The 19156-nt window shown below is 51.3% G+C and carries 17 protein-coding genes and 2 CRISPR repeat arrays; all 17 genes read right to left on the bottom strand.

Annotation, left to right across the window (positions count from 1 at the left end; translation table 11 throughout):
* Window position 1 precedes the first annotated feature (1 nt).
* The gene (locus G491_RS0118995) at window positions 2-937 is read right to left on the bottom strand and encodes a tyrosine-type recombinase/integrase (protein ID WP_248635453.1); all 936 of its coding nucleotides are present in this window, start codon (window positions 935-937) and stop codon (window positions 2-4) included.
* A gap of 269 nt (window positions 938-1206) precedes the next feature.
* A complete protein-coding gene (locus tag G491_RS0119000) occupies window positions 1207-1401 on the bottom strand; it encodes a hypothetical protein (protein ID WP_015946877.1) in 195 nt (64 codons plus the stop codon).
* A 302-nt stretch (window positions 1402-1703) separates the two neighbouring features.
* Entirely contained in the window at window positions 1704-2294 is a 591-nt protein-coding gene (locus G491_RS0119010) for a tyrosine-type recombinase/integrase (protein WP_028315698.1), read from the bottom strand.
* A 187-nt stretch (window positions 2295-2481) separates the two neighbouring features.
* Entirely contained in the window at window positions 2482-4002 is a 1521-nt protein-coding gene (locus tag G491_RS0119020; protein WP_028315699.1) for a DEAD/DEAH box helicase, read from the bottom strand.
* 350 nt (window positions 4003-4352) lie between these two features.
* Window positions 4353-7118: a toprim domain-containing protein gene (locus tag G491_RS0119025; protein WP_028315700.1), complete on the bottom strand. Its 2766-nt coding sequence runs from the start codon at window positions 7116-7118 to the stop codon at window positions 4353-4355.
* 12 nt (window positions 7119-7130) lie between these two features.
* Window positions 7131-7391, bottom strand: coding sequence for a hypothetical protein (locus G491_RS0119030; protein WP_028315701.1), 261 nt, complete (start codon window positions 7389-7391; stop codon window positions 7131-7133).
* Between the two features lie 66 nt (window positions 7392-7457).
* The gene (locus tag G491_RS0119035) at window positions 7458-8021 is read right to left on the bottom strand and encodes a MerR family transcriptional regulator (protein WP_028315702.1); all 564 of its coding nucleotides are present in this window, start codon (window positions 8019-8021) and stop codon (window positions 7458-7460) included.
* Window positions 8022-8144: 123 nt separating this feature from the next.
* Window positions 8145-8837: direct repeats of the CRISPR family, unit length 35 nt; unit sequence GTCGCAATCCCTTCGTAAGTCAGGTCAATTCCTAC.
* A gap of 241 nt (window positions 8838-9078) precedes the next feature.
* The gene (gene cas2, locus G491_RS31545; RefSeq protein WP_035219515.1) at window positions 9079-9357 is read right to left on the bottom strand and encodes a CRISPR-associated endonuclease Cas2; all 279 of its coding nucleotides are present in this window, start codon (window positions 9355-9357) and stop codon (window positions 9079-9081) included.
* Between the two features lies 1 nt (window position 9358).
* Complete coding sequence (gene cas2, locus G491_RS0119045; RefSeq protein WP_028315703.1) at window positions 9359-9634, bottom strand: CRISPR-associated endonuclease Cas2; 276 nt, start codon at window positions 9632-9634, stop codon at window positions 9359-9361.
* Complete coding sequence (cas1, locus tag G491_RS31550; protein ID WP_028315704.1) at window positions 9631-10776, bottom strand: CRISPR-associated endonuclease Cas1; 1146 nt, start codon at window positions 10774-10776, stop codon at window positions 9631-9633. The genes cas2 (G491_RS0119045) and cas1 overlap by 4 nt, the downstream gene beginning before the upstream one ends.
* A gap of 115 nt (window positions 10777-10891) precedes the next feature.
* Window positions 10892-11476, bottom strand: a complete 585-nt coding sequence (locus tag G491_RS0119055; RefSeq protein WP_169829477.1) for an EcsC family protein — start codon at window positions 11474-11476, stop codon at window positions 10892-10894.
* A 374-nt stretch (window positions 11477-11850) separates the two neighbouring features.
* Window positions 11851-13193: a CRISPR direct-repeat array (repeat unit 35 nt; unit sequence GTCGCAATCCCTTCGTAAGTCAGGTCAATTCCTAC).
* 319 nt (window positions 13194-13512) lie between these two features.
* Entirely contained in the window at window positions 13513-14826 is a 1314-nt protein-coding gene (csx2, locus tag G491_RS0119065; protein ID WP_028315706.1) for a TIGR02221 family CRISPR-associated protein, read from the bottom strand.
* 2 nt (window positions 14827-14828) lie between these two features.
* A complete protein-coding gene (gene csx20, locus G491_RS0119070; protein WP_028315707.1) occupies window positions 14829-15218 on the bottom strand; it encodes a CRISPR-associated protein Csx20 in 390 nt (129 codons plus the stop codon).
* 326 nt (window positions 15219-15544) lie between these two features.
* Window positions 15545-16978, bottom strand: coding sequence for a type III-A CRISPR-associated RAMP protein Csm5 (gene csm5 / locus G491_RS0119075; protein WP_028315708.1), 1434 nt, complete (start codon window positions 16976-16978; stop codon window positions 15545-15547).
* On the bottom strand, window positions 16959-17987 hold the full coding sequence (gene csm4 / locus G491_RS0119080) for a type III-A CRISPR-associated RAMP protein Csm4 (RefSeq protein WP_028315709.1): 1029 nt from the start codon (window positions 17985-17987) through the stop codon (window positions 16959-16961). The genes csm5 and csm4 overlap by 20 nt, the downstream gene beginning before the upstream one ends.
* A 13-nt stretch (window positions 17988-18000) precedes the next feature.
* The gene (gene csm3, locus G491_RS0119085; RefSeq protein WP_028315710.1) at window positions 18001-18699 is read right to left on the bottom strand and encodes a type III-A CRISPR-associated RAMP protein Csm3; all 699 of its coding nucleotides are present in this window, start codon (window positions 18697-18699) and stop codon (window positions 18001-18003) included.
* A gap of 16 nt (window positions 18700-18715) precedes the next feature.
* Window positions 18716-19135, bottom strand: coding sequence for a type III-A CRISPR-associated protein Csm2 (csm2, locus tag G491_RS31555; RefSeq protein ID WP_051327382.1), 420 nt, complete (start codon window positions 19133-19135; stop codon window positions 18716-18718).
* Window positions 19136-19156 lie beyond the last annotated feature (21 nt).

Here is a 19156-nt window from a genome sequence, read left to right on the forward strand (position 1 = left end):
TTTATAATCCCGAACGGTTGCGATTTTTACCATCGCCGCAGCCAACCTGCGTGTTTTGCTCCAACCCCGAAATTGCGCCTAAATTGTGCCCGCAGCATTTTGCCAGGTATTTCTCACGTAGTTCTGTAGCCATCAAAAGATCCCGTTCATCCACTATATTGTAGCGGTCAAAAACCGCCCGGGTCTTATGTCCTGACACCCGCATAGCCACATTTTCAGGGACTCCGGCCCTGACCATGTTTCGCACCGCAGTCCGTCTTAAATCGTGAAACAGTTTGTACGAGACCCCGGCTTCTTTCAGGGCGTTTTTCCAGGCAAATCTGATTTCCACTATTTTTCCGGTATGCCTTCGGTTTGGAAAAACATAAGGTAAAATGTTTATGTGTTTGGAGCGCTGCTTCCATTGGGTCTTAAAGATCTCAATCAGTTCCGGATCCAAAAACACCATGCGCCCGGCCTTGTTCTTGGTAGTCCCGACTTCAAGCCGTGCGGTCCAGCGGTCTCGATCAACCTGCGCCCAGGTCAGACCGGCTATTTCCTGAAAGCGCCACCCATATTTGTATCCGAAGGTGACAAAGCCTTGAAGGTAGTCGGGAAGCGCATCTCGGACGCCCAAAAACTCATCATGCTCGAAAAAACCCGTTCGGACATTATCCTCTTGCAGCATTTTGATTTTTGGAACTCTATCCACTAACGGCGGCGTCTGTTCTGCGCCCAAGTTCAGCATTCTCTTTAATGCTGATAGCTCCCGATTGATGGTGGCGTTGGCCGCTCCTTCCTCCATCCGCTTTTCAATGTACTGATTGATGCGAGGGGTGGTTATGGCTGGCACAGAATCCCTGCCAAAACTGCGCTTCAGTTTTCGTACGCACAGGTCGGCTCTGGCCAAAGAGCGCTTTTTGTTGATTCGGTAGTCACGCAAAAAGTCTTCTGCCAAATCCTTGAAAAGCACCTTCTCAAAATGAACCCCGGGCGTCCTTCCATAGGCTATATCGGCCTCCCTTTTGGCAAGCAGTTCTTTGGCAATCATTTTCTTGCCGCTGCCCGAACTTTCCCGGACCATCTCTCCATTGTGGTAATACTTGATCCACCATGTTTTCCCCCTAAGGTATAAGGTTCCCATATATTCCTCCATCAAGAGCCTGGCGGGCGCAAGATGGATGCCGTAAGCATCTCACATCCCGAGCCTGCAATCAAGGCTCCCGTTCAGTTGGCAACGTGCTTGTTCTGCTCGATAAACGCCTCAATGTCTCGTCTATCCAGCAACTGTTTGTTGCCCGCTGTGAGAACCGGCAGTTCTTTCCGCCATACACGGGTTCTCCAAAACCATAGGGTTGCTCCGTACTCTTTCACCACTTCCTTCAATGTCATCAAACGCGGTTCTTTGCTTTCAGTCGCCATTCATAATGCCTTCTCAAATTTGCGGCCGATCGAATCTCGGCATGGTGGAGTGCTGATTGTCTGCGCACCCGTGCAGTTGAATGGATTTGATTTGGAACTCCCCTACGCAAGGCTGCTGCCCCCCGGGCCCCCGGGTCATCCGCCATAACGCCTGCGGCTGACAAAGCCTAAAAACTTTGAAAAATCCCATGCACACCAGGTTGATAGGGGGGGAGGGAGTCCCAGTCCTGGGGTTTTTGTCCTGGTGCATGATTTTGTCCAAGGGCAGGCATGGGCCCGCCCATAGTCGATATATGTGACGCCTATATCTCATTGGCATAGATGCTCCTCACTTCCTCCGGCTGGATGCAGAGGTAATCCAGGGTTTGCTTCTGGGAACTGTGGTTGAAAGCCACCATCAATTCCGGAAGCCCGACTCCAAACCGAACCCGTTGCTGATATCCAAAAGTCTTGCGCAGGGTGTGGCTTCCATAATTGCCCTTCAGGTTGATGGCCCTGCACCAGCCCTTCACCAGCCGATTTACGGACGGCACCGTCAATGGGCCTCGTTGCCCGGTAAAGAGAAGGTCACCATCTTCCATGGGCCTGGATTCCAGCAACTGGGTGATGGCCGTGATGCAGGCCTTGTTCAAGGAAATCCTCCTGGGCTTGCCGGTCTTCTTCTCGTTGATTTCGATCTCGTCCAAAGGTTTCAGCCCACGTACCTGGCCTGCACGGATTCGGAGAAGGTCGCTGGCCCGTAAGTTGGTATTGATCCCCAGGGTGAACAGGGCCAGGTCCCGGGGCTTGTTCGCCAGCAGGGTCTTGATGGCTTTGATGTCCTTTTCCTTGCGAATGGGCTCCACCTTGATTTTTGATCCCTTGACCGGATGATTCGGGTTTCTTGGGCTCATGATTTTGACCCTCATTTGTTGTTAAGTTTTATATTTAAAATATATAAAACTTAACAAGTAATCAAGGCCTATTTCTATAGCTTCTCTGGGTTTTTGGGGATAACCACTCAATATTGTTTCTTATTGTCATCATTTTTAGTGCCTGAATTCTTGTTAACTTTTATGATAAAGTTAACAAGTTTGATTTTCATTTTTCGTCTTTTTCCAGGGTCGTTTCATGAGCCAGGCCCATGGATCTGTAATATTTTACCCGCTGCCTCAAAGAGTTCATAAGCACCTTGAGCGGATCCCGATAGTCGTGGATCACCAGCTGATCGTTCTTGGGCGCCGCCTTCATCAGGGCGCCCATGGCCTGGAACAGGTGGTCGCCGTATTTGATGGGAGACGCCACAAACAAATGATTGGTCCGGTTGGTTTCCAATTTGTGGATGCTCTTTTGGATTGTGATGATGACCTGCAGGTTCCCTTGGCCATATTTTCGCTGGACTGATTCAATCTGCGATCTGGGAGTTCTTCCCTTGACAATGGCCGCCTTGGCGAACCTGGCTTCCAGCAAATCCTTCAAAGTTTGGGCGTGTTCAATCCGGTCGCAGACCACCAGGGTTCGTGCCTGAGGGTTTGCAATGCACTCCAGGATGTCCGTAACGACCAAATCGTTTCTGGTTTGATCCTGGATTAGAGCGGTGGTGAGTTCTCCATAGTTATCCAGAAAATCAAACTGGAAATCCGTAGGCCTCACCACAAGGATGAGGTTTCCCGTCCCCTCTCCCCCGGTTTTGGAAGGACACTTAAGCTCGCAAAGCAAAGGGCCCAGGCAGGCCTTCATAGGGCCGTCCAGACCGTCCAGGCGCTTGTCAGAACGTCCCAAACCCAACAGGTAAGCCGACTCCATGGGTATGACGGCATCCGTGAAGATCTTCAAATTGGCCCGTTCGCATTGATCCACAATCACCATGCCGGCCTGGCTCTTGAGATTGTCCACATGCCTGTACAAAGTCCGGTCTATGGCGATGGCGATTCCCTCGCCAAAATCCTGGCGTCCGTCTCCCAGCATCCCAACCTGGCTGCCGTGGATATTCAAAAACCGGCATGCCGCTTCCTTCCACTGGTACATCCTGGCTTTGGTCTTGACGATCACCAGGGCGTCCACGTTTCGGGCGGCCGCCAGCTTTAGCGCCAAAACCTTTTTGCCCGATCCCCTGGGCCCGGCCACTATGCCGAACCGCCTATTACGTATGGCTTCCAAGGCCTCAATTTGGTCCGGGTTGAGACTTCCTTTGAATTTCAAACAAAAGGATTGGGGACGCACAGTCCGATTCTGGATCTCGAACTGCACCCTGTTTGCGTGAAAGATCCTAATCAGTTCGTGCATGAAGCCCCTGGCCAAGATCAGCTTGCCATCCTGGTTCCAGGCGTATTGGAGATACCGGGTGGTTCCTGGCTTGATGCGCCCAAACCGAGCCTCGTGAAAGTACCGTGGATTGTCAAAGGTCAGGCGCTTCATGATTTCCTCGTGAACCTTGATAGGCAAGGCCCTGGCTTCCATTTCAATCACATTGCCCAAGGCCACAGTCACGGGTCCTGACGGAGCCTGCTCCTCCGGAAGAGACTCCAATGCCGCCTTTGCCTGGGCCTCCATGGCTTGCGCCGCTTCCTCGGCTTTCTTCCTGGCCTCAATTTCCTGAATCAAATTTTCTAAGAATGACATATATGCCCCCAGCTCCTAACATGTACGACAGCTCTAACAGACATAGCCGCAAGGAAGTAATTGGATAACATTTTGAAATCAAAGAAATTATTTCTTATATCTAACAATCTAACGCCATTTTCCAAAAACAATACCAATGGCAACCCTCTATTCAATGGCTTTATAATGGACATAGGATTCATGCTTCTTTTTTTCGTATAGGTTGTTTTTATATTTTGGCGTCATATGTGTTGGATTGAATTCCCTTTCTATATATAATATATTAATATTATTAATAAAAATATATATAAAAGAAGGGTTTTTAATCTAACGTTCACTCTAACAAGCCCCTGATCAACGATGTTAGCTTGTTAGATGGACGCCTCCTCATCCGAGCTCAAAGGGTTGGGATCCAGGCCAAAAAGCCCCCAGGGAATTACGTATCCCCTTTGCTGGCGCCTGGCTATGACGCGAAATCGCGCTTTTACGCCTTCCACTCTCTTTAGAATGGGACCGATGCTCAGCTTGTGCCATTTGGTGTCCTTCAGGAGTTTGTTGGCCACAACCGTGTGATGAAGAAAAACGCCGTCCTCGCAGCGTTTGACGCCGCATGCTTCCAAGACATCCTTATTCATAGAATACAAAGGTTCCGCCAAGGCCTGGCTAACGGTTCTTTCTGTTCGAATGATGCGTGTATAGCCGTTTGGGTCGGATTGCTCTTGAGCGACTTGAACGACGGACGTCAAAATATCCTCCACCAGACTTTCCTCATCCTCCAAAGGCGTCTCATCTTCGTTTTGCTTCCATTCTTCCAAATAGTTTTTTACCATGTATTGCAAACACTGCTTTGGATTGGAATCGCTCACGGCCAGCATGGAGTAGGGGACGGCCACGCTTTCAGCAAAACGGTTGTCAACGCCTTCAAAACGTCCAATCTCAGCCACGGCCTTTTTGGCTTTTTGAATAGCCCATAACGCGTAGGCAACCATGTCCGTTCTTACTTCTTCCAATTCGCGCCAATCCGGAATCTTCGGTTTTCTGGCCGGGTCCTTTTTTGTGCAAATGGAGAGAAAGCGGGAATTGTCCGCAGCTCTGGGCAGGCTTTTTTCGATGCTCGCCAGAAGCACCATGTGCCTGGACTGAAAAGAAACCGCCTGCTGATGCGTTGTGCCTTTGTAGGTTGTCCCTCCCCGGCCTGCGCTTCTGAAGATCTCGATCAGCCTCTCTCTGGATTGGGACTGTTCAAATTCATCGATCATGCAAAGCCGGGAGTCATTGCCCACGCTTTGCCTGAATCCCGCTTCCGTAAGAGACTGGCCCTCATGGCGCAACGAGAGCCTGCCGCCAAGGGCCTCAAAGAATTGTATAAGGCTGGTTTTTCCGCTTCCCTGGGGGCCGGTCACCCACAAATGAGGCCGCCATTTCCATGAGGTCTGGACAACCTGAGCAAGAGACCATCCAGCAGCTAAGATATGGTCCTGATTTTTTTCAAAACCCCATTGACTAAACAGATTTGCCAGGCGGGTCAGGATCTGGTTGCCTTTATCGGTATCCATAGACGCGGTTTTATTCTTTACTTTTTCAAAATCAATCCACTCCCAGCCTTTTTGGATTTCTATGACCTTGCCGTCCGATAGGGGGATGTCCTGATACTGAAATCTTCCGCCTTCCCATGTGTAAATGTTCGAGCCATTTACAACCAAAAGGATATCGCCGCCGATGTAATGCACCCCCTGGCCGATCATTTTAAGGTCTCCTAACTGAGTTTTGTTTGCCCGAAGAATGATCTGCCTCTTCAAATGATCAAAGTAAATCTTGCCCTCCGCTTGTTTGCGGGACACTGCGCCCGCCACTTCTTCCCCCCCGATCTGAATCATTTGGTCGTACCGCAGGTCCCGGAGGCCCACCGTGTACACCTTGCCGCTAACCCGGCTCCACATAACGATGCGCGATAGCTTGTCCTCTCCCAAGACTTCGAAAGACTTGAAAGCAGCTAATAGATCCATAGGTGAGTCTTGTTTGCTTGAGGCTGGTTGCAAAATTTTTGCGGAATCAATCAGGCATTGAAAGGCGTCCTCAGGATTTTCAGAAGAGCGAAGATACTCGTCAATATCCTTGTGAGGAGAAGGGATTTCCAGCTTGAAGGCCTGGCCGTTCGCAGCATGGATGGCGGCTGCAAACCTGCGGGTGTATTTATCCCCGGCCTGGTCATTGTCAAACGCCAGGTAAAAGGTCCAGCCTTGGCAGTTTTCTTTGATGTGTTTCGAAGGGGCGGTGGTGTTGGCGTTGCCGTTAGTTGCAATCACCCGGGGCCATTTGCCTTTGTCCACCACAGACAAATAATCGTTCTCGCCTTCCACGATCACCACTGGCCCTTTGCTTGTCAGGCAGTCCTGTCCAAGACATACATACCCGGGATCTTTGAATTCCTTGTTGAGTTGGTATTTGAGCTTGCCGGCGGGATCCTTGAAGGTGAAAAAGCGAACCTCCCCGTTTCCAAAATGGGGAAACACATAGGCGCCCTGCGGGATGACCAGGCGAACGCCATTGTCTTTGGGCTTAACAAGACCGACGCCCTTCAAATCCTCCACGGTATATCCCAAGGATTTGGCATGCTTGATTAGGTTTCCGGAGGCGTATCCAACTTGACATACATTGAGGATTTCTGAGGAGTGCTTCCTTTTGGACGTCAGATATTCTAGTCCCTTGGGATTGGAAAAAAGCTGGGCATGATAAAACTCGGCGGCCATGCGACGGATTTCAAAGGCCCTGGCTTGCTCTAATTTGGGAATCATGGAGTCGTTCTTGTTTTCTGCTTTGGACGGTCTGAATGGCGGTTTAGATGTGTTGGCGTCAATGTTGTACTTTCCAGCCAGGCGTTTAGCGGCGTCTCCCGGGCTTTCATGGCCATGAATGATCTGCTCTGCATTGATGACATCGCCGGTTATTGTGCAGGAAAAACAATGAAAGGTGTGGTCCGAGTAAAGGGTCAGGCAATCGTTGTGACCGCAGGCAAAACATGGGTTGACCCGTTTGGTTCCATCCCCGACCGGCTTGATCTGGCATTGGACTTCCGCCGCAAGGTAGCTTTCCAACGGGATTGCTTGTTTCAGGCGATCAAACAACGAATTATCCATACTTTTTTCCCTTTAAGCTGCACTGAAATATTTGATGCCAAAATCCGCGAAAACGATCTTTTTCCGCCAAAATCCTCTACACGAGGCATGTCTCTCGGGCTTTTCGCCCCAATGACCGCCTTTCCCGCCCCAGAACGCGTGGTCCGGCGGCTTTGGGGGCGGTTTATTTGTTTTGTTAGGTGTCTCAGAAAGATCGATTCTAAAGGGATCTTTCTTTACAAAATTATTCAGGGGGATGGGGATGTAACCCACATAGACGATTATGTCATTCATAGAAATTAAAACTCCATGGCCTAAATATCATTTATCAGTGACATTTGATAACTTGATTGAAAAAAATTAACTGGATTGGATAGAGCGTTTTTCTGGGGTCTCATTGGCCCAATTATCGAGATTAACGCCCGCCATTTCCATAGCTTGTTTTTTTATACGGCCTATAAACAGAATTGAAAAACCGATAACAGCTTCGGTTTCTGAAAACGGTTGAACAAGATTTTCTAACCCTGCAAAGTCCTTACCCTTTTCTTTAGTCATGACAATCAATTGATTGCCGCCTCCCATTGACGATGCGTTGATGCTCATGACATATAACATCTCTTTGGAATTTCCATAAGAGGGATCTGTGTAAAAATCTTTGAATCCACTTGGCGTTTCTCCCAAGTCGTCTTGACGAAGAAGAAGAAACATGGACTGCAATTGGGTTAATTTAATATTGTAGTCCTTCGCCAAAATTTTAACCATAGCAAACTCCAATAGATTGCGCTCGGAATAGAGCCTGGCGATACCTTTCCCTGAGGCAGCCCTCACATCTGGAAAAACTATTCCCTGGTCTGTCCAGAGTTGAATAGTTCTAATGGGCAGATTAAGTTTTTCGGCGATTTCCCGTTTTGTAAGTTCAAGCATTGACCGCTCCTTTCTGTTACCAATGATAACTGATAATACAGAATGCTATAACACATTGTCAACTATTTTTTCATGGTTCCAAAAGCAGTTCTTTTTATACCCTATAAAGATTCTGAAATCTTGGTCGCAATCCCTTCGTAAGTCAGGTCAATTCCTACCTTGATAGCAACGTTTCGTTGCAAAATCAACAAAATCAAGTCGCAATCCCTTCGTAAGTCAGGTCAATTCCTACACCATGAGTGAAAGAGTAGTAAGAGTCTATCAAGAGTCGCAATCCCTTCGTAAGTCAGGTCAATTCCTACGATAGATATGGGTACTATGTTGCATCCCACAGGGGTCGCAATCCCTTCGTAAGTCAGGTCAATTCCTACTCATGCAAGACGCAATGTACCAATACTTTGGACTGTAAGTCGCAATCCCTTCGTAAGTCAGGTCAATTCCTACGTGCGGCAAGCCCGTTAGGGCTAAGGGATTATGCAGGCAGTCGCAATCCCTTCGTAAGTCAGGTCAATTCCTACGAAATCTGTAGTGGCTTCAGACCTATCAAAAGCACCTTCAAGTCGCAATCCCTTCGTAAGTCAGGTCAATTCCTACCCCATTATCTGGGAATGGACATGCAACACTCTTTTGGAGTCGCAATCCCTTCGTAAGTCAGGTCAATTCCTACAAATGAATATCGACGACTTAACCATCAAGCAGGCCCGCGAGTCGCAATCCCTTCGTAAGTCAGGTCAATTCCTACTCAAGAAGCAATCGCGCTGAATGACGTTCCCGAAAAATTGTCGCAATCCCTTCGTAAGTCAGGTCAATTCCTACTGCACCCTTAGAATAGGCTTAAAAACCAGCCTATTGCAACCCCATTTCCGCAGACCTCCGGGAAAAAACTCATGTATTCCATAAAACGCCTCCTTTTCTGTTGTGGGTATAGAGCTTAACTATTTGAAAACATGTATGATTTCCCATTTCCGCAGACATCCTGATGGTCGATTTCGGTAAATGTCGTTATTTCAGTAGGTTATAAAAATCGCCTCTTTTCGCCCGGAGGTCTGCGGAAAAGTCACAGAATCAGGAATTCATGGTCCGGGTCCAGAAAGTGGCCCTGCCCGATGACTTCCAGGGTTCCGGCGCATTTTTCGCACAGGGGAAAATACTTGATGCCGTCCGTCTTTGGGTCGATAATGCTTTCCAGGCGCTTTTTCATGAGGAAGAAGATTCTTGCGTCCGCCTCCACTTCGAAGATGGATTTTTGGACCCTGGTTCCGTAGTCCTCCATGGTTTTAGCCACCTTGGCCAGCCTTTTGGGATCGGTAATGTCGTAGGCGACGATCATGTTCATATCAAACCACCGTATAGTCCAGTTGGGTGATTTTCAGGCCCTGGCCCGAGATTTCCACCTTTTGCATGCATCGGGAGCATATCTTGTAGATGCGCACCGAATCGTTGATCAGGTCCAGTTTTTGGGAGCAGTACCGCCGGATGCGGGCCAGACCGTCGGCGTCCAGGTCGCATTCAAAAACGGAGTACTGGGTGTTTTCTCCGAACTCCTTGAGGAACTTGTTGAGGCGCTGCAGCCTTTTGGGTTCGGTAATGTCGTATGTGATGAGTGTGATCATTTTAAAAGTATGGGCTGATACACCCGAGCCTCTCCCTCGATGACCTTGCGATACAGGCTGGCCTGAAAGGCGACGGCCTGGGCGTAGCTCAATTCCTTTTCCGCCGCGGGATGGTAAAACCGGGCGGACAATTTTTTCTCAAAGGCTTCAATCACCTTGTTAAAGGCGTCGGGCTTGAGTGTGACGGGTTCTTTGGCAGGTGCGGGCGCCGGCTTTGCAATCTCCTCCATCCTTTGTTCCGGTAAATCAAAGTGTTCCCGTTCATGCTCGGGGCTGGCCATTTGTCCCAACGGATCCTGGTTGACGTCAGGAAGGGGGGTGGCGTGTTCAGGCTCCGGCGTGCGCGGGCTCTCCATAAAATCGTCCTTGGAGAGGATTTTCAGGTTGAACAGGGACAGGGTGAGGGTGTCGGCGATGGTAGTGCGAAATTCCTCCATAAGATCCAGGACCAGGGAGTGGCGGCCGTAATCCAAAGCGTGGAGAAACCCCGGATAAGGATCCAAGCCTGCTGCTCTGACTGCGGCGTAAACCCGATTCATGACAAAAGTGTACAAGAGGGAGAGCACCGCGTTGACCGGGTCCGTGGGCGGTCTGCGCACCCGATTTGTAAAGCCCATCTCCGCCACAAATCCGAGAGGCAGCCCCTGAAAATATAAAGCGGAGGCCTTGCCTTCGTATCCCCGCACGGAATCAATGGAGGGCGAGGATTGCAGGCCGGAGCCAAGATCCATAATCTGACGCGCCAATGACCCCGCCCTGTCCGCCTTTTTGGTGCGTTTGATGCGTAAGAGCAGGGTGGCCATATTGGCCATTTTTCCCGAAACGATGCTTTTGGCCATGTTCAGGCCGAACTCCGGGTCGTCCAGGAGCAGGAACTGCTGCTTGCGCAGGAAGACGTTTTTGGGCTCCGGACTTTCCACCCGTCCGAGATACCGGCCGTTTTTTGTGAGAAACACGGTGTCGATGTTGTTTCTCATGAGTTGGATCAAAGCGCTGTGGGTCATCTGGATATTTCCGAAAAGCTGGAGCTGTTCCAGCTTGTAGGTGAACAGGGTCCGATGGGTATCGTTGCCCTTTTTAACCAGAATATGCCGGCCTTCCTTTACCAGCTTGGATCCCTGGGTGGTGACGTATGCAATCATAAAAATTCTCCTGTTGATGAAAGCGGCGGGGCGGGGGCGGCTTGCAAGCCGCCCCCGCCGGACAAGGGTTGTTCCCTTCAGGCGGCGCCGTAATAACGGACAGCCGTCTTTCCCATCAATTTTGTGGCGCCCAGTCAGTACCAAACCCGATGGGCGCGCCAATCAGCGGAACCAGCTTGGTGAAGCTGGTGAAAGACTTCTCGCCCGCCTTGGTGATGATTTTCCGGCTCAGGATTTTGTTGATCTTTTTCATGACCGCCCGGGTGACGTATTTGTCCACAATTTTTTGGGTCAGTTCCTCGGCCGCAGCCATGCCCGCCCTTTTCAGAGCCTGGGAGGCGGCGTTGCCGGCCATGATCAACAGGATGTCCTCGGCAAATTCCTCCGAGGATTTTTGCACACCATAATCGACGGCAACCGTCAGGGCCATGCGCACCTGGATTTTCCATGTGCATAGAAGATCCGTCGGGACCGTATCCGGCAGGGTGATCGCCCCGCCCAGACCGGTTGCAGCGCCTACCATCCCGCTTTTCAGGGAAGCCCTGGAAACAATCTTTCCGGCAAGTCCATGGGCGTTCAAGCCGGGATTTTTCACCCGGAGCATCTCAATGTGCTCTTGCACGGGTTCGATATTGGCATCCACAATCCTCGTCAAAATAACGGGCAGCATGGTCGTGAGTTTTTCAAGACTGTTTTCCATAGGCCGCCTCCTTATGCGTCCGGTTTCGGACAAAAAGGGTTTGTATTCATAAAACATGTTTGGGGCGCCTCCTTTCCGACCGCCGGCCCTCAGCCTCCTGATTTGTTTTTTGAGGGAGGCCTGCACGGACAGGGTGGCAGCTCATGCTCGCCTTGTTCTTCTCGGCGAAACCGGAACGCACTATACCCCGGGAAATAATGCATTACACGCTTTGCAACGTTTCCATTTTTAATAACCAGGCTTAAATTAAATGCTTTATAAATAGCGGGTTATGTGCGGCCCCAGGGGAGAAGGGCTGCATGGGGCGGAAACGTTTCCGGGGCGGATTGGAAACGGTGAAAAAAAAGGCTCTTTTTTAACGCCAAAAAGAGCCTTGATTCATCCCTTCGTAAGTCAGGTCAATTCCTACAACCGCAGCTCAGCTTGATGGATAAGCTGAAGATGGACGTCGCAATCCCTTCATAAGTCAGGTCAATTCCTACCGTGGATGACGAAGAAAATGTTGCAACCATAGGGCTTGTCGCAATCCCTTCGTAAGTCAGGTCAATTCCTACGGACAGGGATGAATAATGTGTCCCCTGTGTGGTCCCGTCGCAATCCCTTCGTAAGTCAGGTCAATTCCTACCCTGTATGCAACTGGGACTTTCCTCGCGTTTAACGGCGGTCGCAATCCCTTCGTAAGTCAGGTCAATTCCTACACGAAAGGCGCAAGCGTGAACATAAAACATACCGGGCAGTCGCAATCCCTTCGTAAGTCAGGTCAATTCCTACATAGTGTCTATATCGGCGGCTTTTGCAGCCATTGCGGCGTCGCAATCCCTTCGTAAGTCAGGTCAATTCCTACTGTAGGGATCTCCCCGGAGACTTACGACATGTATCGGGTCGCAATCCCTTCGTAAGTCAGGTCAATTCCTACATCGACTGGGCAGCCGAGGGCTACGGCCCGAAATAGTCGCAATCCCTTCGTAAGTCAGGTCAATTCCTACGAATTAGAGATGGATAATCTAATTAATGACTATCAAAGTCGCAATCCCTTCGTAAGTCAGGTCAATTCCTACTTGACGAAACAGTGCTCCATCAAAGCGACCGGGGACAGCGAGTCGCAATCCCTTCGTAAGTCAGGTCAATTCCTACCTTACATGCCCAAGTTGAATATGAGAAAAGCCCTAACGTCGCAATCCCTTCGTAAGTCAGGTCAATTCCTACGTGAATTGATCAAAGCTTTAATGGAAAATAAATTGCCTGTCGCAATCCCTTCGTAAGTCAGGTCAATTCCTACTGGCCGCAAGAATTTTGATAATTGGGAGCCTGGTCAAGTGTCGCAATCCCTTCGTAAGTCAGGTCAATTCCTACACGAAAGGGAGTAGGAGACATGGACAAGATATTCAGGTCGCAATCCCTTCGTAAGTCAGGTCAATTCCTACTTTGGGTTTATATGGCGCAATGCAAGCCCGGCGTGAGGTGTCGCAATCCCTTCGTAAGTCAGGTCAATTCCTACCCGTGAACGCGGTTATGGGAAACTCTGGGAAGCTGTGGAGGTCGCAATCCCTTCGTAAGTCAGGTCAATTCCTACACGAAGAGCGGATCAAGGATTTGGAAAACGGCATAGAGTCGCAATCCCTTCGTAAGTCAGGTCAATTCCTACATGGATACGGGTATATCGAATTTTGCGGCGGGAGTGAGTCGCAATCCCTTCGTAAGTCAGGTCAATTCCTACCGCACCCTTAGAATAGGCTTAAAAACCAGCCTATTGCAACCCCATTTCCGCAGACCTCCGGGAAAAAACTCATGTATTCCATAAAACGCCTCCTTTTTTGTTGTGGGTATAGAGCTTAACTATTTGAAAACATGTATGATTTCGCATTTCCGCAGACCTCCTGAATGGCGATTTCGGTAAATATAGTTATTTCAGCATGTTATAAAAATCGCCGCTTTTTCCCCGGAGGTCTGCGGAAGCCGCCCATCCCGCCGGCAAGTTGCCGCTGTATATCAGTTTTTCCAAATCATTCCCCGAACACATGAATCCATGTAAGGCATCATGACAGGCCCAGGGCCGACTCCACGTCTTCCAGGATGTTTTTCAATTTGCTTTCCACGGATCTTGGCGGCATGGCCGATTGGGTGAAACCCGCGTGGTTGATGTCATTGCGCAGGCCCGCCAATTCCAGAATTTTATCTGCAAGGCCTTCTGAACCGTCAAAAAACGCCAGGCACTTTTTTGTTTTTTCCGCATTGGATCTGGCTTCCGGCTTCCAAAGGTCCTCCAGGAGGTTATCCTTGAAAATTTTGGCGGCCTGGTTGGCGATAATCCGGTCCTTCCGTTCCTCAGGGTTCAGCCCGGCTTCCGCCGCAACATGGGAGACCAGGGTTTCCGACAAAATGGTGAATCCCTGTTGATAGAGGCTATGGTCCAGGCACCAGCGGGCGGCGGCCACGCCGTCCCGCGTGGCGTCCCCCGCGAATGGGGCCATGCGGGTTTCCACCTTTTCCAAAAGGGGAATCATTTCCGCCTGAACATCCACTTTTTTGCAGTCGTTCAGTCGTTCCTGCAGCCTGGATGCGGCGCCTGAAATGCCCTTTCCCCGGCACGTGGCCAGGGTGAGGGTGAAATCCTCCAAGCGATCCGCCATAATTCTTACGGCGGACGCCACGGCGTCCTTGCCCTGGGTGGCCTTAAGCATGGGCATGACGCCCTTGCGGGCCAAATCGCTGACGGGTTTGGCGTCGCCGGCGCCGATAAAGCGGTCGAAGGCCAGAGACCAGTCCAGCAAAGTTACAAAGGGAGTGAGATCGAAAATGGGGACCAGCCGCTCTTCCACGGGAATGCTTTTGACCTCCCACGGCGTTCCCAACGCCTCAAAAGCGCCGTAGTAAATCCCTTCAATGGATGCCTCCTTCACCACCTTGGCATAGTGCAGCACCACGGTTCCTAATAAAGGGATGGAACGGAAGGCGTGGGTGATGTCCAGGTACAGGCTGCTTTGATCCTGGATTGCGTCCAGAACCGTGGAAAAAATTTGCCAGATTTCGTCCTCGCTCCCGCCTTCGGGGATGATGATGCTTTCCACCTTGCAGGGCAGGCCGCGCCGGGACAATGCCTGCTCCAGCCCAAGCCTTTCCAAGGGCTTGCCTTCCCGGTCTCTTTGTCCGTTGTCCCGCCAGTTTTTTTCCAAGGCGTCCCGGGTTGTAAAGACGGTGATCCGGTCCTCCCCGCTCCAGCGGCGGCACAGGATCTCCGCCATGGCTTCCTGGACGAACCGCACTTCCGGCGTCATTTCCTCGCCGGTCCGGTAATAGGTGCAGGGCAGGTAATCGTTGGTTCCCAAAAAAGATATAAAATGACGGGCCATGGTTATTCTCCATATTTTCTGAACAAGGTGTGTTTGAATTGATGGCTCATGCGCACGGAGCCGTCGGGAAGCGTTTCTTCCCGGGCCTTGCGTTCGGTTGTGGAATACACGGGAACCAGCCCCCGTTCCCGGGCGTACTCCACCATCAGCGCACACGCCCCAAAATCCCCCTGGATCAAAGCCGCATCCCCGGCGACGGATTCCCGGGCCAGCCACTGGCGCACAGGCTCCAGGAAATCGCCTATCTCCGACATGTCCGCCGGGATCTGGCGCCACAGCCGGGCCAGGTCCGGGGGCAGTTCCACAATCTCCTCCACCTCCAGGGAGGCCCTGGCGTCCGCCTCCTGCTCCGGTGTGAATTTGTGGTTGAACAATAAAAACAATTTTTTCAATCTTCCTCCTGCATGGCAAATGGTTGGTTTTTTCATCCCTTCAAAATCAGGTCAATTTCTACATGCTAATCTTTGTAATGCTAATCTTCCTGATGCTGTCGCAATCCCTTCGTGAGCCAGGTCAATTTCTACGAAAGTGGCCAAACGGTCGAAGTGAGCTTCAAGGCTCCGGGGTCGCAAACCCTTCATAGGTCAGGTCAATTTCTGCATCATTTTCCAATAGCCTGATATCTGCGAAAACATGGATTATCCATGATTATCGCCTGCATCAGGCCTGGAAATAAATTGTCAAAGAACCATTTCCGGATATCCGCCCAACCAGGCAGTTAGTCGTCCATGTTGGACAGGACATCCAGCTTGCGGGGATGCTTTTTCCACATGCCCGCTTTTTTGAGCTTGGCGATGATGGCATTGCCCAAGGCGGTTTTGTCCTGAACTTCCGACAGCCTTTCCAGGGCATCAATCATGCGGTCCATGCCCACCTTGTCGTTGGGTTTGAGCAACGTCAACTGTTTTAGTAAGGGCTCCAGCCGGGAGGTTTCCTTCACCTGGGTCGGAGGAATCCTGGACATGGCGGATTTTGCCGCCTCCCCGGTTTTTGTGGGGGCTTGAGGCGATGCGCCGGCTTGACCCGGGGCGGCCGCAGCGGACAGTTTTTGCACCGGAGCGTTCTCGGAGGCGGCCAGATTATTGGGCCAGGGATAGGGCTTTTTGTCCTTCAGGGGAAGTGCGGGAAAGCGCACCTTTATCCACCCAAAGGGAAAAAGCTGATTGGCCAGGGTCCGCGTGGTTCCGAACGGCATGGGCCTCCCATTTTTCATACGGGTTTTGGGCGCCCGGACATCATCCAGGGTCATGCATTCCACATGGGAGAACCTGCCGACCCGGAGGATCGCTTCGTTGGAGGCGAGGTTTTTGACGATGCAGTTGACGGGCTCCAGAATTTTCCCCACTCTGGCGACAGGGCCTGCATTATAAAACCTCAAGGCTTCCTGAACATACTTATGCACATAAAAATCGTTCAGCGCATCCAGGAGGTACTGGGCGTCCACCGTGTTTCCATGGAGGGGAAACGGGGCCAGGGATAAAACCGCCGAGCGCTTGTTGGGTCTGCCTGTCGCCAGGGCGTGAGCGGCTTCCACATGGCCTTTGGGGGTGGGAGACTTGTCCGGCTTGTTTGACACTTCCACGGGCTCCACAATGACGGTGGCGTCCGGGCCCAGGGAAATGTCCGGGATTTTGAGCCAGCGCATGGGATCGTCCTTGATTCTCCCAAATATTTTTTCCGAGGCGTCCCTGTCTCCTTTTCTCACGCGGGCAGGGCCCACGCAGGGGTTGGCCAGGGCCGTCCGAATGGCGCCTTTGACGCTGGATCCCGGTATGTATGCCTGGCCTGTGACGAAGTTTCGCATCATGGGGCCCACCAGCACCTGGTTTTGGGGGTCCCGTTCTTTGATGGCCTTTTCATAGGTTTTTAGGAGCTTATGGGACTCCACCTTGACGGATCCCATGCCGGCCTTTTCAATGGAGACATTTTCGGCCACAAAAGAGCGCAGGACCGCAAAGTTGTCCGTATCCGTCATACGCAGCAGGGTTTCCTGGTCTTCATAGGATTCCATCCATTTAACCAGATCGATGAAATGCAGGCTTCCGTCCCGGATCACGTAGGAAAAGGGATCCAGTTCCTCCCCGGTTCCGATGTGGACGGGAGTCAGGAGTTCAAACTCCGCCCTGTGTTTTTCAAATTGCAAACCATTCATGGAAATTTTCCTCTTTGATGGAAAACGGTATGGTTAAGGGGATGCCGCAATGGCGGATCCTTTCATCCGAGTGCACGTTTTTAAGCAGGCCGACCTCGTCCAACCGGCTGTCGCCGCCAAAGACCGCTCCCGGGGCAAACATGAGGATGGGCTTTTTAAAGGGCCTGGGAGGCCCGCCCGTGGGGCTGGAATAGGCAAAGTCGCCCCCCAGCTTTCCAAAGCGGGTTGTCAGGCGGTACAGTGCAGGAAGCTCTTCCATTCCGCTGAAAGCGCAAAAGGAGAGCGACATCTGCACGTTGGGGTTTTCGGCTTCCAGAGACGCAGGATCAAAGTCCGAATCCTTTTCAATGTCCAGGACCCCCATGCCCGCCGACTTGTCCGCCCCGTAGCCGGAGGCCGGAAGATATTCCGTCAAGAACCAGTCCGCAACGGCGGCTGCTTCCGATTCTCTGGTCCTGACGTACAGGTCCAGTACGGTATCCCGGGCGTACCAGGTTTTATCCCTGACAAAAAGGCCGCCTTCCTGCACGGTCCCGCTCTCCCTGTTGATGGTGTTGTGCATGGTGGAGTCCTGAACGGGCGCAGAGGCTTTTGCCTCGCCCTCGGAGTCCCGCCGGCTCAAGAACAGAGAGTACAATTTCAGCGGATCGTACTCGCCCTTAAGGCTTTGCCAGTCTTCCAGGGATATCCGGCCCGCCTTGTTCCATTTTTTAATGGCGGAGAGGCCGTTGAACAGGTCCTGTTGGGTTTCGCCAAACCCGGACTTTACAAATTGAGCGGTCTGTTCCCTTGTGGGAGGAGGCAAAACAGGCCTGGGCAGGGTGTCGGCGGCAAAGCAGGATGAAAATATGATCGGCGCCGGCCCCTGGCCGTATTCCTGCAGGAACTTTTCCAAAGCCTCCTCGCCATCCCGATACCGAATGGCCCAGCACAAATGGCCGAAAAGGGTATCGGACGCCAAAGGCGTGATGACCGGCGAGCGAGGCGTGATTTTATACCTGTGCAACATGGGCGCCTCCTGTTTACAGGCTCAGGGATTCCAGGAAATCTTCCGACTGTTCCACGCCGTCGATCAGCAGGGGGCAAAATTTTATTTGCCCGCATCCCCGAGAGCCTGCTCCTCCCAGAGCGTCCAGTTCCAGCATTTTCATGGCCTTGAGCAGGTTCTGGAAGTAATCGTCCGGGTCTTCATCGAATTTTTTAAAGGAGATGTTGAAATCAAACTCCACGCCGGCGGGGACGCGTTCCAAAGGCCGGGGATTGGCCATGCAGGAAATGCGGTTGATGGAGTTTTCGTATTTCACCTCCATGGGGAGATCGCCGTCTTCGAACCGCTTTTTCCAGTCGCTGGAAAGCATGGCGTCCCGTACCACCACACGGGTGGGCCCCTGCACATCGTTGCCGTTCCGCCCCTTGTCTTTTGAGGCGGAAGTTCCAAAGACCGGACAGACCGGGCAGTCTTTTTGTCCGCAATCGCAAGGGGCGCCGTCTGCCCTCCCTTTTCCCATTACATAGCGGCCTTCCTTGATCTCCAACAGGCTGCGGAGCTTGCCTTTAAGGGACGAGCCGGGAATATAAGGCGCGCCGCTTTCCGGCAAGGGGTCCTTGATGATGGGATTGTCCATGCCGCCGATTTCGATGGTTTCACTGGCGGCCCCGATATGCAGACCGGTGATCACTTTTATTTTGCCGGAAATCTTGATGATTTTTTCCAGTTTCATTCTATCCTCCTTGATTTTATCGCAGCTTTTTAATACCCGGTAATCCATAGTAAAAGCCTACCACAGCCTCAAAATGAAGCATGAAGGCCTCGAAGTCTTCCGACATGTCTATCCTATCAATATTTTCAACCAAGAACGACTTGAAATTACGAGGGATTTTGGGATTGTCTTCTCTGGCTGCATAATTGGCCTTGGATTTCACCATTTTTATGAGCGGCTTGACAGCTTCAAAATTCGTTTTGGATTTGACCTTTTTTTCCAGTTGCTTGAAATCATTATAGAAGCGGCGCAACTGGGTAGGGGTTAGCGAACCTTTCTTGTCAGGCTCATTGTCTCTGTGAGGCTTGTACTTTATAAAGCTGCGAGCCAGTTTTAGAGCATCCTCATCTAAAAGGTTGCATCTAATGTTATTATTCTCATCGCGATAGTAGCTCATCTTCGAACCTCCTTTGGGGTT

It is taken from the genome of Desulfatibacillum aliphaticivorans DSM 15576 (assembly GCF_000429905.1).
GTDB classification, from domain to species: Bacteria; Desulfobacterota; Desulfobacteria; order Desulfobacterales; family Desulfatibacillaceae; genus Desulfatibacillum; species Desulfatibacillum aliphaticivorans.